14 protein-coding genes are annotated in these 15,467 nt (G+C 71.0%); 3 read left to right on the forward strand and 11 right to left on the reverse strand.

The window, feature by feature from the left end; all coding sequences use genetic code 11:
- Window positions 1-73 precede the first annotated feature (73 nt).
- From OG709_RS34025 to OG709_RS34055, 7 genes are all read right to left on the reverse strand, one after another.
- A complete protein-coding gene (locus OG709_RS34025; protein ID WP_250301506.1) occupies window positions 74-781 on the reverse strand; it encodes a transglycosylase SLT domain-containing protein in 708 nt (235 codons plus the stop codon).
- A 682-nt stretch (window positions 782-1,463) separates the two neighbouring features.
- Entirely contained in the window at window positions 1,464-1,940 is a 477-nt protein-coding gene (locus OG709_RS34030) for a TlpA family protein disulfide reductase (protein WP_266645391.1), read from the reverse strand.
- A gap of 288 nt (window positions 1,941-2,228) precedes the next feature.
- Complete coding sequence (locus tag OG709_RS34035; RefSeq protein ID WP_266645389.1) at window positions 2,229-3,533, reverse strand: MFS transporter; 1,305 nt, start codon at window positions 3,531-3,533, stop codon at window positions 2,229-2,231.
- A 215-nt stretch (window positions 3,534-3,748) separates the two neighbouring features.
- Window positions 3,749-5,218: an FGGY-family carbohydrate kinase gene (locus OG709_RS34040; RefSeq protein ID WP_326693492.1), complete on the reverse strand. Its 1,470-nt coding sequence runs from the start codon at window positions 5,216-5,218 to the stop codon at window positions 3,749-3,751.
- Window positions 5,219-5,264: 46 nt separating this feature from the next.
- Window positions 5,265-6,590: an MFS transporter gene (locus OG709_RS34045; RefSeq protein WP_250301502.1), complete on the reverse strand. Its 1,326-nt coding sequence runs from the start codon at window positions 6,588-6,590 to the stop codon at window positions 5,265-5,267.
- Between the two features lie 108 nt (window positions 6,591-6,698).
- Window positions 6,699-7,472 carry a DeoR/GlpR family DNA-binding transcription regulator gene (locus tag OG709_RS34050; RefSeq protein WP_250301501.1) on the reverse strand — a complete coding sequence of 258 codons (774 nt, stop codon included), beginning with the start codon at window positions 7,470-7,472 and terminating at the stop codon, window positions 6,699-6,701.
- A complete protein-coding gene (locus OG709_RS34055) occupies window positions 7,469-8,113 on the reverse strand; it encodes a histidine phosphatase family protein (protein ID WP_250301500.1) in 645 nt (214 codons plus the stop codon). Before OG709_RS34055 ends, OG709_RS34050 begins: the two co-directional genes overlap by 4 nt.
- A 158-nt stretch (window positions 8,114-8,271) precedes the next feature.
- On the opposite strand from OG709_RS34055, the gene OG709_RS34060 reads away from it, so the two are divergent.
- Window positions 8,272-9,315 carry a 2-hydroxyacid dehydrogenase gene (locus OG709_RS34060; protein ID WP_266645383.1) on the forward strand — a complete coding sequence of 348 codons (1,044 nt, stop codon included), beginning with the start codon at window positions 8,272-8,274 and terminating at the stop codon, window positions 9,313-9,315.
- On the forward strand, window positions 9,312-10,826 hold the full coding sequence (locus tag OG709_RS34065; protein ID WP_250301498.1) for an FGGY-family carbohydrate kinase: 1,515 nt from the start codon (window positions 9,312-9,314) through the stop codon (window positions 10,824-10,826). Before OG709_RS34060 ends, OG709_RS34065 begins: the two co-directional genes overlap by 4 nt.
- Before the next feature lie 39 nt (window positions 10,827-10,865).
- On the opposite strand, the gene OG709_RS34070 is transcribed toward OG709_RS34065, so the two are convergent.
- The 4 genes from OG709_RS34070 to OG709_RS34085 form a co-directional block, all read right to left on the reverse strand.
- Window positions 10,866-11,672, reverse strand: coding sequence for an HAD family hydrolase (locus OG709_RS34070; protein WP_329168906.1), 807 nt, complete (start codon window positions 11,670-11,672; stop codon window positions 10,866-10,868).
- Window positions 11,673-11,940: 268 nt separating this feature from the next.
- Window positions 11,941-12,627, reverse strand: coding sequence for an N-acetylmannosamine-6-phosphate 2-epimerase (locus OG709_RS34075; RefSeq protein ID WP_250301496.1), 687 nt, complete (start codon window positions 12,625-12,627; stop codon window positions 11,941-11,943).
- On the reverse strand, window positions 12,624-13,568 hold the full coding sequence (locus tag OG709_RS34080; protein WP_266645376.1) for an ROK family protein: 945 nt from the start codon (window positions 13,566-13,568) through the stop codon (window positions 12,624-12,626). Before OG709_RS34080 ends, OG709_RS34075 begins: the two co-directional genes overlap by 4 nt.
- On the reverse strand, window positions 13,565-14,524 hold the full coding sequence (locus OG709_RS34085) for a dihydrodipicolinate synthase family protein (protein ID WP_250301494.1): 960 nt from the start codon (window positions 14,522-14,524) through the stop codon (window positions 13,565-13,567). The genes OG709_RS34080 and OG709_RS34085 overlap by 4 nt, the downstream gene beginning before the upstream one ends.
- A gap of 175 nt (window positions 14,525-14,699) precedes the next feature.
- On the opposite strand from OG709_RS34085, the gene OG709_RS34090 reads away from it, so the two are divergent.
- Complete coding sequence (locus tag OG709_RS34090; protein WP_250301493.1) at window positions 14,700-15,398, forward strand: FadR/GntR family transcriptional regulator; 699 nt, start codon at window positions 14,700-14,702, stop codon at window positions 15,396-15,398.
- The last annotated feature ends 69 nt before the right edge of the window (window positions 15,399-15,467 follow it).

The following is a 15,467-nucleotide window of genomic DNA, read 5'->3' on the forward strand; positions in this document are numbered from 1 at the left end:
TCCGGCCGACGAGCCGCGCTGCCGGGGCGGTGAAGTGCCGACGCGTCGAGTGGCGTGGCTCTCTTCACCCGTCTCAGTAGGCGGAGTTGACGTTGTCGATCGAGCCGTAGCGGTGGGCCGCGTAGTTGGCCGCAGCGGTCAGGTTCGCGACGGGGTCGGTCAGCTTGTTGGCCGTGCCCTTGACGTGGTACCTGTCGAACGTGGGCTGGATCACCTGGAGGAGTCCCTTGGAGGGGATGCCGTTCCGGGCGTTGATGTCCCAGTTGTTGACGGCGTTCGGGTTGCCGCTCGACTCACGCATGATGTTGCGGTGCAGACCCTCGTAGGTACCGGGAATGCCCTTGGCCTTCATGATGGCGAGCGACTGCTTGATCCAGCCGTCGAGGTTGTTCTTGTAGACCACGGGGGCCTTGCGCACCGTGGAGCGGTTGGCGGCTTCCTTCGCGACGTGCTTCTTCTTCGCGGCAGCGGCGGCCTTGGCGTGGTCGGCGGCGGAAGTGGAGGGCTTGCTCTTCGCAGCCTGCTTCGCCGTGTCCGTCTTCTTCGCGTCCGCCTTGGTGTCCTTGGCCGCGTCCTTGGTCGTGCTCTTCGCCGGGAGACCGTTGGTGGAGACCGGCTTGACCGCTGCGGAAGCGTGCGACGCCGGGGGCTGCGCGCTGCTCGGCACGACGGTGGCCACCACAGCGGTGCTGGCGCCTGCCGCGACGAGGACAGCGGTGGCGATCTTGTGCTTGCGGGTGGTGCGGGGCAGGGTGACGCGGGGCAGGGTGAAGCGGGGCATGCGGGCCTCTTCCATACGGGGGCAACGGGGGGTGGCCTTCGGCGGCGCGTATCTGGCGGGACCGAGTGGCTTGGCCGCGTTCGCCGGTTGGCGTTGGTCGCTGGCTCGTTCTCGGTGCTTGCCGAGATCCATGGTTAGCGCGCCCCATCAGTGGAGGCAATGCCCCCTTGTACTACCCCTCATCGTGAGATCGTGTGAAATGCCCGAAATTGTGGCCGTTTTTTCCGTGTGTGCCCGGGGAGAGGGTCGACTATCCGCCTTCGTACGTGACCTAGGTCCTGTGTCTGGCGTCACCGGGCAGGGCGCCTCGAAGGCGTTCCGAAGTTGTGTGGGTCACACGGAAATACGGGTGCGCGGGTGGGGGAATCCGGCTGGGGGGACCGCAGTTGGGCGAGACGGCCGTCACAGTTCGGCCGCTCTGCCGGTGGAGGGGCGGGCCGTTGCCGCCAGGGCCCTGGGCGAGCGGGTGCCTCTCAGGATCCGGTCTCCCCTGTACAGAGAGGGGAGTACGGGCCGGATCCGTGCCGCCGAGGGGCTCCCGGCCCGGAACCCGATGGTGGGGGACGGACTCGCTACGGAACGTGAGGTCGGCGATACGGCGCACCCTGCAGCCGTACGGACCTCGCACCGGCCGTGCGGACCTCGCGCCGGCCCGGCTGTCGAGGGGCCCACGCGCGCGGAACTACTTCTCCGCGATCACCGGATCGATCATCTTGTGCAGCTGCGCCTCGCTGATGGCACCCGCCCTCCGCGCGGCGATCTTCCCGTTCCGGTCGAGGACCACGGTGGAGGGGAGGGTCTGCGGATTCAGGGTGCCCGGAGGGAAGCGGAGGAGCAGCTTGCCGGTCGGGTCGTCCAGGCTCCGGTACGGAACGCCGTGGTCCTTCTCGAAGGCCCTGGCGGGTCCTGGCCTGTCACGGGTATTGATCCCGACGAACTCCACGCCTCTGGGCGCCAGTTGCCCGGATACCCTCACCAGGTTCTTGGCTTCCTCGCGACAGGGCGGACACCACGAACCCCAGAAATTCACCACCACGACCTTCCCGCGGTAGGCGGCACGCACATCGAGCGCACTGCCCCGGAGGTCCTTGCCCGAGAGCTCGGGTGCGGACGTGCGGTCGCTCTTCCGGACGGAGACGATGCCGTCGGCGTCGGTCACCCGACCGGTGTCCTTGGAACTGCCCGCTCCGGTCCCGGAATCACAGGCCGACAGAACGAGCGTGCAGGCCAAGAGAGTTGCGCCGGACAAGGCGGTGCGGCGGAGAGCGCTGTTACGGCGAGCGGGGCGCGTAGGAGGCATGTGAAATGTTCGCACGCCTCCTACGCGGTCGGCTTCCCGGGCCTGTCACCGCATCGGGCGGTGTGCCCGCCACCGGAACGGACCAGCACGGTCGGCACCACGAAGGTGCGGCGCCGGTCCGGGCGCCGTCGGCCAGGGGCTGAGTACTCAGGCGAAGGCGCGCTCCGCTTGGATCTCCTCCAGCGGCTTGCCCGCCGTATCGGGCATGAAGGCGAATCCGACAACGGCGCTGACCAGCAGGAAAACGGTCAGCAATCCGGCTACGGGCCGGATTCCGGTGCTCGCGAGAGTGGGGACGAAGAGGCTCCAGATACCGACGAACGTGCGCGAGAGGCCGAAGGTGAGGCCCTGCGCGGTGCCCCGCAGCATCGTCGGGAACAGTTCCTGGCTGAAGATTTTGTAGAGCGGCTCTCCTGCGAAGGTCCCACCCACGGAGAAGAGCAGAATATTGAGGATGATCACCGGGATGGTGAAGGGAAGGACCAGATAGATCAGGTAGGCGATCACCTGCATCGCCCCGCCCACGCCCCACATCCATTTCCTGGTCAGATGGCTTCGGTCGGCGTATCTCATGAAAAAGAACGCCGAGCCGATGGTCACCGCGAATCCCGCACAGGAGAGGCCCACACCGGCGGACTGACTTCCGGCATGAAGTGTCTTGATCATGTAAGGGGTGAAGATTCCGTTGGTCGCGGCGGCCAGCCCCCAGAAGAGGTAGATCGTCCCCGTCCAGATCAGAGCTCTGCGATTGGCGCCCCGGAACAGTGCGCCGAGGGAGCGCTTGACCAGGGCCGGGGAGGCGGCAGCCGATTGCCAGCGCACTGATTCGGACAATCCCCTTCGCAGGGCCCAGGTCACCAGTGACACGACGAACAACTGCAGGAACACGATCCGGATGCCGAGCAGGCCCAGCGGGGTCAGGACCAGGGCGAGCAGCAGAACGATCACCGGGCCCAGGCACCACGCCACCTGGGTGAAGCCGAGGAGTTTGCCGCGTGCCGTGGCCGGCGCGAATTCGCCGACCAGGGCCAGCGAGGTCGGCACGTCGGCTCCCACGGCGAGGCCGACGACGAAAGTGCCTCCGAAAAGCATGGGCGAATTGACGGCCAGGGCGATGCACAGGATTCCCGCCGCATACACCAGCAGGTCGTACTTGAAAATGCGCTTGCGACCCAGCTTGTCACCCAGTCGACCGCCGATGAACGCGCCGATCGCGCAGCCGATGGCATTCGGTCCCAACGCGGCAAGAAGTCCCACCGCGCTGTCGCTCAGGTGCAGGTACGACTGGAACAGGACGAGTCCCGCACCTAACGCGACGATCGAACCCGCGTCCATGTATGCCGCCATACCGGCGAGGGCGGAGCACTTCCAGTGTTCACGCGTCGTCTTTTCCGACTCCTCCACCGGCGCCCCAGCGGTATCGCTGAAAGCGTCTTTCTCCTGAGGGAACATGTGGCTCTCCGGCTCTGTTCATGGCGGCTTCGGCAGGATCGGTCACATCGACGCGTACGTGTACGGCGGGACCGTGCGTCCGTGCACCGATTATCCCGGCAATGAACAGAGCGAGGTGTCCTGCCGTGCCGAATGGCGGGCTAACGGTTCGGCTGAATTCCTGAGCGGGCTGATTGAATTCCCGCCCTCGTGCGACGCCCGGGAACGGAGCCGTTTCAGCCGGTGTTCAGCCAGCCACGCGTGCTCAGTTCCGTGACGAAACCCTGGTACGACTCCTCCAGTGCGGCCTGCTCCCGCTCCACCGGATCGACCAGGATTCCCGTTCCTGCCATGGCCGCCGCGCTCGCCGAGAGGTCCGGGTGCAGTGTGCCGGCGGCGGCCAGCAGCGCTGCGCCGAACGCGGTCTCGGCCCGCTCGGCCACGCACAGCGGCCGGCCGAGAACCGTGGCGCGGACACGGGTCCACAGGGCACTGCGACTGCCGCCGCCCGCCGTGTACAGCGGACCCCGCACCTCGACACCCAGTTCCTGTACGCGCTCCAGTGCGAGGCGCTCCAGGAAGGCGACGCCCTCCAGCGCTGCCCGGTGCTCGTCCGCCTCGTCCAGCGGCGTACCGGTGGAGAAGCCGCGCGCGTCGCCGGAGACGAAAGGGAACCGCTCGCCCTCGCGGCGCAGCGGGTAGCTCAGGCACGAAGCGGGACCACGGGCGTCCGCCGCGGCGTCCAGTCCTGGAAGCCGGGCCGGATCCACCGCGGCCAGCGCCTCGCCACCGGTGTTGGACGCGCCGCCGGGCAGCCAGTAACCGTCCGGGTGGCGATGGCTGTAGAGGGCCCCCGCCGGATCGGTGACCAGCTCCCGGGTGACCCCCTTGAGGACGTACGTCGTCCCGAGCACGCCCACGAAACGGCCCGGCTCCACGGCGCCGGTCGCGATCTGGCCCGCGCATCCGTCCGTCATGCCGAGCCGGACCTGGCAGCCCGCAGGCAGCCCCGTCTCCGCCGCGGCGGAAACCGAGACCGAACCGGCCGGGGTGGCCGGGGCCTGCACCGCGGGGAGCAGGTCGGAAGGCACGCCGAGGGCGTCCAGGACCTCGGTGGCCCACTCGCCGGCGCGCGGGTCGTAGCCGCTCTTCAGCGCGTGGCTCCAATCGACGGCGACCGGGTGGCCGGTCAGTCTGCGGCCGATCAACTCAGGTGTGTGCAGGACGAGTTGCCCGGGAAGGGCCCGCTCGACGCACTGGACGAGCCTCCCCAGGGCGGCTGTCGGACCGACGGACAGTCCCAGCGCCCGCCAGCGGGGCTCGCCCAGTTCTTGTGCCCGCGCGTTGACAGCGGCGGCGCGCCGGTCGTCGTACATCAGGGCCGGGCCCACCGGTTCGCCGTCCGGGCCTGTCGGCACCAGCGTTCCGGAGGTGGCGGAGACGGCGACCGCGATCACCTCCCGGCCGCCGCCCGGCAGCTTCGCCGTGGCCTCCCGCAGGGCTGCGGCCGTGGCGGGCCACCAGCTGCGGGCATCCTGCTCACTGCTGCCGCCCGCGCCGCGTACCGGCTGGGGGAGCGCCGCCCGGCCCTCGGCGACGACCCGTCCGCGGGCGTCGGCACACAGCACCCTCACCGCGGCGGTGGCCACATCGATACCGGCCACGACGGGGACGGGAGCACGCGGGGCGTCGGCCGTGGAGCTCATGTGCGGGGTGGGTCCTTTCGTGCACGGATGCCCGGACGGGCGGCGTTCAGGTGGCGGGGGCGGCGAGCGGTTCGGTCGTCTCGTGCAGGGTCTTGCCCTGCGCGATGGCCTCCTCCGACTCCTTGGGCAGCTTCAGGAAGAGCGTGAGCCCGGCAGCGACGACGTACAGCCCGGCGAAGATCAGTACGACGCCGTCCCGGCCCAGCGGGCCGAGGAAGACCGAGACGATGGCGGGACCCACGAAGGCCGCGCCGCCCGCACCGAGATTGAGCAGCGCCATCGCACCGCCCTTGTTCCCGGGCGCCAGCGACGGCATCAGCGCGGAGATCGGAACGAACCCGGCAAGGGTCGCACCGTAGACCATGCCGACGCCGACCGCGATCCAGTAGTTGCCGGTCAGCAACTTGGGCACGAAGTACAGGGCGAGGACGCTCAGCGCACAGCCGACGGCGCCGAACCACCTGATGGTGGTTCGCCATCCGATCCGGTCACTGACCAGACCGAAGAGCAGGTTGAAGAAGATGTTGGTGGCGAACATGATCGACAACAACCGCAGCCAGTCGCCGTCGGTGAAGCCCATCTCGTCGGTGAAGAACGCCGGGAGGATCACCCAGAGGCCGAACTGCGGGGCGGTGTTGATGATGCGTACGACGCAGCCCACGGCGACCCTGGGGTTCGTCCAGGCGATGGAGAGGCTGCGGGCCAGGGACTGGACCGGCTTGACCCCGGGCGGTGCGAGCCGTGCGTACCCGGTGCGTTCGCGCACGCCGAGCAGACAGAAGGCCCCGCCGATCGCGATCACCGCGAGCGCGATCCAGAGCGTGCCGAACTTTCCGAGGAGCGGGTTGGTGACGGACGCCGTGAGCGAGCCGAGGGTGGGCAGGCCCCCGGTGAAGGCGAAGTAGAACCACCCGACGGCCGCGCCGAGCCTGGCCACCGGGGCGGTGGCGGTGATCCACACCAGGAAGGAGAAGGCGAAGAGCGGGTAGCCGAAGCCGCGCAGGCCGTAGAAGACCAGCATCAGCGCGAAGTTGTGCTGGGCGGCGCCGAGCGAGAGGAAGAGGACGTCGAAGACGATCCACACGGTGAGCCCGAGCTGCATCACCCGCCGTGGGCCCCAGAGTTCGGACAGTGCGCCCGACAGCCAGGAGGCGAGCATGACAGCGACGCCGTACGCCGTGATCACATAGCTGGCCCGCACCTCACTGCCGGCCCCGTGGCCCTCGATGAACGGGGCGATGAAGCCGGACTCGACGCCGTCTCCGATCATGAAGATCAGCACACCGATGAAGCCGAACAGCAGCGGCCGGGGGATGCCGACGCGGTTCCAGACCGTTCCCGTGCTCGCGGTGCGCGCGGCGGTGCTGCTCATGCTCGTGCCTCCACAGTGAGGTGCCATGGGCCTGCGGACCTACGCCGCAACGAGAACGCATCATGACCTCTGTGAAATTAACACGCAAGACTTTAGGATGCCTCGTTGTCAGCCGGTGGCCGCGACCCGGACGTCCGTGTGTTCCTTGAGCGCGGCGAGCAGTTCGCCGTCCACCTGGTCGTCCACCACCAGGTGATCGAAATCCCGGACGGGGCCGAGCCGGTGCAGCGCCGTCCTGGCCAGCTTCGTACGGTCCATCAGCAGCACCTTGCGGGTGCCGGAGGCCAGCATCGCCCGCTTCACCAGGACCACGTCCTGCTCCTGGTGGTACGTCATCCGGGCGTCCATCGCGGAGGTCGAGACCAGCACCATGTCCACCGACAGGGCCTCGATGGCCTCCAGGCAGGGGACGCCGAGAAAGGAGTCGTGGGGCTGCGAGTACTCCCCGCCCAGCGAGATGAGCCGGATGTCGTCCCGGCCCACGAACAGGTCGATGACCCGTCGCGCGTTGGTCACCACGGTCAGTGGCCCCTGGTCCACCAGCAGCCGGGCCAGTGCGAGCGCCGTCGTGGAGTCGTCCAGCATCACTGATATGCCCGGCTCGATCAGCTCGGCCGCCGCTTCGGCGATGGCCTCCTTCTCGGCGGTGTTGACGCCGAGCCGGTATTCGAGGTTGGACTCGAAGACGGTGGACGGCAGCGCGGAGACCCCGCCTCGGAAGCGGCGCAGCACCCCGCGCCTGGCCAGCTCGTCCAGGTCGCGGTGGACGGTCATCAGGCTCACCCCGGTCAGCTCGGCGAGGTCGGCCCCGCTCGCCGTCCCGTGTTCGAGGACATGCTCGGTGATGATCTGCCTGCGGGCTTCCGCGCCGGTCGTCGTCATGCGTCCAAGTCTCGCGTACCCCCGGGGGAGGGCGCCCAGGTGGGGACGTTGAGCGAACGAAGAGCGGTGCGGGCGCCCCGTACCCCGATCTCCGTCACGGCCGCGTTGTCCAACCGCGGGAACACCAGCCGGTAACGGCCCACCGGGATGCCGAGCATCGCGCACAGGGCCATGCGCAGCAGTGTGTTGTGCGCCACCACGAGCACCGTGCCTCCCGGGTGTTCCGCGGCCAACCCGCGCAGCGCCGCCGTGGCGCGGGCAGCGGCGGCGGACGGCAGCTCGGAGCCCGGGAAGGCGCCCGTCTCGGCGTCCTCGCGGAAACGCCGTACGGCTTCGGGGTCCTCGGCCGCCATCTCCGCGACGGTGCGGCCCTCCCCCCAGCCGAAGTCCACCTCGCGCAGCGCCTCGACGACCTCCGGTTCGCCGCCGAGCGCCCGTGCGGCGGGCCGCGCGGTGAGCAGGGCACGGCTCACCGGCGAGCACGCCACCACGTCGACGCCGCGCTGCCGCGCCCAGTTCCCCAGCTCCTCCGCCTGTCGCAGGCCCTTCGCGGTCAGGGGTACGTCGGAGACCCCGGCGTACCGGTTCTCCGCATGCCACCGGGTCTCGCCGTGCCGTACGAGCAACAGCCGGGACTCCATCGGACGTTCTCCCTCACAGCCGGTCCGCGCCGACCGGCGACCGTGTCACCGCATTGATTCCTCAACATAATGCTGTTAGATCTAACAGCGCCAATGATGGTGATGCTGCGGCAGCACCGATCACAGCGACGCCGTGACCCGAAGAAGGGCCCTGCTCCATGCGCATCCTTGCCGCCGGTGACCACTTCGTCCGCCCCGACCTCCTCCGCGCCGCCCTGATCGGGGAACTCGGCGCCGCTCATGAGATCACCGAACTCACCCTGCCCTGGCCGCACGAGCCCTTCGGCCCGGTCGGCGACGTCCACGAGGCCAGCGGTACGGAGGACGACATCATCGAGGCGCTGGCCGGCGCCGAGATCTGCGTGACCCAGATGGCTCCCTTCACGGAGAAGGTGTTCGCGGCCAGCCCGGACCTGCGCATGGTCGCCGTCTCCCGCGGGGGCCCGGTCAACGTCGACCTCGCAGCCGCCACCCGGTACGGCGTCGCCGTGTCGTTCGCCCCGGGCCGCAACGCCCCGGCCGCCGCCGAGTTCGCCGTCGGACTGATGCTCACCGCCATGCGGCGCATCACCACCGCCGACGCCGAACTCAAACGCGGAAGGTGGCGCGGCGACTTCTACGCCTATGACGAGGGCGGCATCGAACTCGACGGCGCGACCGTCGGACTGGTCGGATACGGGGCGGTCGGCCGCATCGTCGCCCGTGTCCTGCGCGCCTTCGGCGCCCACGTCCTGGTCGCGGACCCCTACACCGACCCCACGGCCGCCCGCGCCGACGGCGTCGAACCGGTCGCGCTCGACGAACTCCTGCGCCGCAGCAGCGTGGTGAGCCTGCACGCCCGGCTCACCCCGGAGACCCGCCTGCTCATCGACGCCGGGAAACTGGCACTGCTCCCCCCGGGAGCGGTACTGGTCAACACCGCCCGGGGCGGCCTCCTCGACTACGCCCCGCTGCCCGGACTGCTGAGGAGCGGTCGCCTCGGCGCCCTCGCCCTCGACGTGTACGACATCGAACCGCCGCCCGCCGACTGGCCGTTGCACCATGCTCCGAACGTCGTCGCCGCGCCGCATCTGGCCGGTGCCACCCGGCAGACCGCGCACCGGGCCGCCGCCATCACCGCGTCCGAGGCGGGCCGCTTCGTACGCGGCGAGAAGCTCGCCCACCCCGCCAACCCCGAGGTCCAGGAGGTCCCACGGCCATGAGCGTGATCATCGGCGTCGACATCGGCACCTCCGTCACCAAAGCCGTCGCCTTCGACAGTTCGGGGGCCCCGCTCGGCTCGGCGGACCGCCGCAGCCACCTGCACCGGCTGTCCGGCAGCCGCGTCGAACAGGACCTCGACGACGTGGTCCGTACGGTCGCCGAAGTCGTGCGGGAGACCGCCGCCGCGCTGCCCGAGCCGCCGACCGCGCTCGCCCTCACCGGTCAGGGCGACGGGTTGTGGCTGCGCGACGCCGACGGCCGCGCGGTCCGCCCGGCGATCTCCTGGATGGACGGGCGCGCCTCCGACCGTGTCGCGCGGTGGCTGGCGGACGGCACCGTCCAGCAGGTGTACGGAAGGACAGGCTCCGGCATGTTTCCCGGCTGCCACGCCCCGCTCCTCGCGCACCTCCAGGAACACGAGCCGCAGACCCTGCGGCGCGCGGCCACCGCGGGTTACTGCGTGGACGCCGTGGCCCAGCGCCTCACCGGCCGGATCAGCGTGGACGCCTCCGACGCCACCCTGCCCTTCCTCGACCCGGTGACCCGCACCTACTCCCACGAGGCGCTGGCCGCCTGCGGCATCGAGGACCAGGCCCGTCTGCTGCCCGCTCCGGCCGAGCCGGGAACCGTCCTCACCCTGGACGCGCACGGCGCCGACCTGCTGGGCCTCCCCGCCGGAACTCCGCTCACCGCAGGCCCGTACGACCTTCCTGCCTGCGCCATCGGCAGCGGCGTGCGCGACGTCGGGGACGGGCTGCTGATCGTCGGCACCACCCTCGCCTGCCAGGTCCTCACCGACCAGGTCCGTCCCGACCGCTCCGCCGAGCCGGCCGGCATGTGGCTGTGCACCCCGGATCCGGGCCGCTGGCTGCGTTCCATGCCCGCCATGGTCGGCACGGCCGCCCTGGAGTGGGTGCTCGCCCTCACCGGATCGGCCATGGCCGACCTCGACCGTCTGCTCGCCGACAGCCCGCCGGGCGCGAACGGGGTCACCTCACTGCCGTTCCTCTCCGACGCGGGGGAGCGCGCGCCCTTCGTGGACCCGCGCGCCACCGGTCGCCTCGACGGGCTCACCCTGGCGCACACCCGCGCCGACGCGGTACGCGCCATGTGCGAGGCCATCGGCTATGCCGCCCGCCACTGTCTGGAGGCCGCCGGTCTCACCGGGACTCTCGCCGCCTGCGGGGGCGGCACCCGCTCGGGCCCGTGGGTGCAGCTCTTCGCCGATGTGCTGGGGCGCGAGATCCGGGTACCGGTCGAGAACGAGGTGGGCGCGCTGGGCGCGGTCCGGGTGGCTCGCCGGTTCCTCGGCGAACCGGCCGGGACGGCGCCCCAGGCGTTCCGCGCCGTGCAGCCGCGCCGGGGCTCACGTGCGGTGTACGAGGACGGCTACGCCGCCTACCGCACCGCACTCGCCGCGGCCCGCGACGCACGGTGGGGTGAGCCGGGTCCGCAGGACACGGGCGAGCCGGTGCGCGCCCCCCGGCCCATGCCTGTCCAGCGGGAATGACCGCTGCGCAGGGGGAGCGCCCGGAACGCGTGCTCCCGCTCAGGCGAACAGCCGCTCCAGCACCACCGCTATGCCGTCCTCCTCGTTCGACAGCGTCACCTCGTCCGCAGCCGCCCTGAGCTCGGGGTGGGCGTTGGCCATGGCCACCCCGTGTCCGGAACGCTGGAACATGGGCAGATCGTTGGGCATGTCGCCGAACGCGATCGTGTGCATCGGGTCCAGCCCCCACACGTCGGCGGCCAGCGCGAGCCCGGTGCCCTTGTCCACCCCGTGCGGCGCCAGCTCCACCGTGCCCGGACCCGCCATCGTGACGGTGGCCAGATCCCCGGTCGCCGCACGGGCGGCGGCGGTCAGTTCGTCGTCCGAGAGCTCCGGATGGCGCACCAGGACCTTGATGACCGGCGCTGCCCACAGCTCGGCGCGGAGCCCGACGCGCACGGCGGGAAGTCCCACGTGGGCCATGCGGTAGCCCGGCTCGATGAGTGTCCGGCCGTCGGTCCCGTCCTGGTCGACGGCGGCGAAGACCGGACCGACCTCTGCCTCGATCTTGCCGAGCGCGGTGTCGGCCAGCTCCCGGTCCAGGGTCACCGAACGCAGCAGCCGGGCCGTGTCGGAGTCGTACAGCTGCGTCCCCTGGCCGCAGACGACCGGGCCGCGGTAACCGATACCGGCGAGCACGTCCCGCACGCCCGGCACGGGCCGGCCGGTGACGATCAGGTGTCTGGCTCCGGCCGAGACGGCCCTTGCGAGTGCGGCACGGGACCGGGGGCTCACCGTGTCACCGCGGCGTAGCAGGGTGCCGTCCAGATCGGTGGCGACGATGGCAGGGGCGGGCGGGATGCGCATGGCTCAAGCCTATGGAGATCGGCCTTCGGCCGTACGGCCCTGACCTGCGACGACGGTCAGGTTCCGGAGCCGCGACAGGTACTCCCGCCGACACGGCGCTGTGTCGGCGGGAGTACCTGTCGCCGGGCTCACCGGGAACACGAAGACCAGCGAGGCCGGCAACGTGAACGCGTTTGCTGGACGGCGTATTTGAGGGCGCGTTCGGAGTCGATGCCGTACCCGCCTTCCTGGTGCCGATCCGGTCGCCGACGAACCCGGCGGGCCGGCGTCAGCGCTGAGCCAGCTCTGCAACGAACTTGCTGGTCAGTGCGGTGGGAGCGGTGATGGCCGTGCCGACGACGACACTGTGGGCGCCGCGTGCCAGGGCTTCGGCAGCCTCCTGGGGAGTACGGATGCGGCCCTCGGCCACCACCGGCACGTCCAGTACCGCGGCGAGCTCGGCGACGAGATCGAGGTCCGGTCCGTCCTGCTGGGGTGAACCAGGGACGTAGCCGGACAGGGTGGTGGACACGATGTCGGCGCCCTCGGCGGCGGCGGTGATGCCTTCGGCCAGGGTCGCGACGTCGGCCATCACCAGTGCGCCCGCCGCGTGGACCGCCACGACCAGCTCGGCGAAGGTACTGCCGTCGGGGCGCGGCCGAGCGGTGGCGTCGGCGGCGACCACGTCGGCACCCGCCTCGGCGACGGCCAGGGCGTGCCGGACGGTCGGTGTGATGTACACGCCGGTGTCGCCGTCCTTCCACAGCCCGATCAGGGGGAGGTCGACGGACTTCCGGATGGCGGCCAGGACCTCGGGCTCATTGGCGCGGATCGCCGCTGCCCCGCCGGCTGCGGCGGCCTCCGCCAGGCGGGCGAGGGTGGCGGTCTCCCGCATCGGGTCGCCGGGCGGGGCCTGGCAGGACACGATCAGCCGGCCTTCGAATGCCTGGACCAGTGCTGAGGACGGTGTGCTCATTGCGGTACTCCCGGTCGGTGGAGAGGAACGGTGGTGGTGAGGACAGCGGCGCCGATCACGGCGGCGTCGTGGCCGTACAGCGGTGCGGTGGGGCGCAGCCGCCGCAGCGGCGGCATGAGTTCGTGCGTGAAGGCGTCCGTCAGCGCGTCCCAGTACAGCGGGCCGATCTGCGGGACACCACCACCGACCACGACCCGGTCCGGGCCGAAGGCGTTGGCGAGCCCGCCGAGGGCGCGGCCCGCGGCCCGCGCGCCGGTGACGACGGCGCGGACCGCGCTGTCCTCGCCTTGTGCGGCCCGCTCGGCGACGGTCTGCAGCCGGTCGGCGGTGCGGCCCGCGAGACGCTCGTACAGGGCGGTGATGCCGGGTCCGGAGGCGATGACCTCCAGGTGCCCCGCGCCGCCGCAGGTGCAGTCGAGGCCAGCGGCCTCCGGGCTCGGCAGATGCCCGATGTGCCCGGCGATACCCGCCGCTCCGTGCAGCATGCGCCCGTCACAGGCGAGCGCTCCGCCGACCCCGGTGCCGATGGCGGCGAACAGCAGGGAAGCACGGTCACCGTCGACAGCCGCGAGTTCCGGTCCGGCGGTGGCGCGGACGTCGTTGTCGCAGGCGACCGGAAGGCCCGTGCGGTCCGCCAGGCCGGTGCCCAGGGCGGTGCCCGCCCAGCCGCGGATCGAGTCCGTCGCGCTGGTGACCATGCCCGAACGCGGATCGATGACACCGGCCGCCGCGACCCCGATCGCCGTCGCACCGTCGTCGACGGTGCGGGCGGCGTCACGCAAGGCGTCGAGCACGGCTTCGGCGCCCTCGGTCGCGGGCGTCGGCCGGGTGTGCCGGGCGAGCACCGTGCCACCCGGGCCCACCAGCGCCGCGGCGATCTTCGTGCCGCCCAGGTCGAGCCCGATCACCGGGCCCGGCAGGGGCAGTCGGCGGGTACTCATCGGACCGGCGTCAGCCCGGCGGCGCGCAGCCGCTGGTCGACGAGTGCGAGGGACCGGGTGTCGAGCTGGATCTGCGGGAACGCGGTGTCGCCGCAGTCGATGACGCCGAGCAGCTTCAGAGCGCCCTTGAACGCCCCGAGCGCCGAGGAACTGCGTCCCATGTCCGCGTCCGGACCCGCGTCGACGAGGGCGAACAGCTCGACGAGGCGCTCCTGCTCCTTGGCGGCCAGCGCCCAGTCACCCGCGCGGGCGGCCTCGTACAGGCGCACGTACGCGGCGGGGTCGACGTTGCCGATGCCGGGCACGACACCGTCCGCACCGGCCAGCAGCGCGGCGTCCACGGTGAGTTCGGAGCCGGTGAGGATGCTGAAGCGGGGCGCGGGTCCTTCGGCGCGCCCGTCGCGGCCACCGAATTCGACGATGAGGCGGCGCAGGCCGCCCTCGTCGCCGCTGCTGTCCTTGAGACCCGCCAGGGTGCCGTCCTCGGCGAGCGCGTGGACGAGGGATGCGGAGAGCTTGGTGTGCACGGACACCGGAAGGTCGTACGCGAACAGCGGCAGGTCGACACTCGACCGGATGCGCCGGAAGTGCCCGGCGATCTCCTTGGGGTGGGTGCGCGTGTAGAAGGGCGCGGTGGCGACGATCGCGTCCGCGCCGGCCTCGGCGGCGACGCGGGCGTGGTCGATCACGCGCGGCGTCGTCGTGTCGATGACACCGGCGAGCACCGGAACGCGGCCGGCCGCCGTGCGGACCACGGTGTCCAGGGCCGTCCTGCGCTGTGTGTCGGTGAGGTAGGCGACCTCGCTGGTCGATCCCAGGGCGAACAGACCGTGCACACCTCCGCCGATCAGGTGCTCGACCAGACGGGAGAGCGACGCGGTGTCGACCTCCCCGGTGGCGTCGAGCGGGGTACAGACGGGCGGTACGACCCCGCGGAGGGGGGCGGTCAGCGGCATTTCGGTACTCCTGGTGCTGCGAGGGCGTGGAACTGGTACTGCGAGGGCGTGGAACCATCCACAACATGAGACGTCAGATGTCCTATGTCTGGAGCTAGAATAGTCCCGGCCCGGCACGAATCGTCAAGAGCGTCTTGGGTCACACACCGCCCAGCGCCCGGAAGGAGCCCCCGAAATGGTCCGCAGTACGGTGTCCGAAGACATCCAGGCCCGGATCCGGCAGCTGATCCTGGACCGTGAGCTGTCGCCCGGCGGCCTCCTGCCCGCCGAGAGTGAACTGACGGAGCTCTTCGGTGTGAGCCGGGTGTCGGTCCGTGAGGCGCTCAAGGCGCTGCAGGCACTGCAGGTCGTGGAGATCCGTCGCGGGTCCGGCACCTATGTCGGCTCGCTGTCCCTGGCACCCCTGGTGGAGGGTCTCGCGTTCCGGGCGGCCGTACGTCACCGCAGCGGGGAAGCGAGCCTGTACGAACTCATGCGGGTACGTGAGGCGTTGGAAGTGGGCCTGATCGACAGTGTCGCGGCGGCGGCGGTGCCGCAGGAGGACCTCATGGACCTGCGCGGGATCGTGGCGGTCATGGAACGCGAGGCGGCGGGCGGGCGGATCGCCCGCTCCACCGACCGGGCCTTCCACCTCGCGCTCTACCGTTCCTTCGGCAACCACCTGCTCAGTGAGGTGCTCGACGCCTTCTGGGCCGCCATGGACCAGGTGCGCGGCGAAGTCGGCGACAGTCACCAGGAGACGGCCGTGACCCTTGCCCACCATCGGGAGATCGTCGACGCGATCGCCGCGGCGGACGGCCCCCGCGCGTCCGCCGCGATGCGCACGCACTTCGACGGCATCAGGGAACGCCTGGCCCCGGGGTCCGACGCCTGACGGGAACTCCGCCGCGACGGTCCGGGCGGTGCGACCCGTGCCGGTCGCGCCGTCGGCGCCAGGATCAAT

The sequence above is a fragment of the Streptomyces sp. NBC_01267 genome (assembly GCF_036241575.1).
GTDB lineage: Bacteria > Actinomycetota > Actinomycetes > Streptomycetales > Streptomycetaceae > Streptomyces.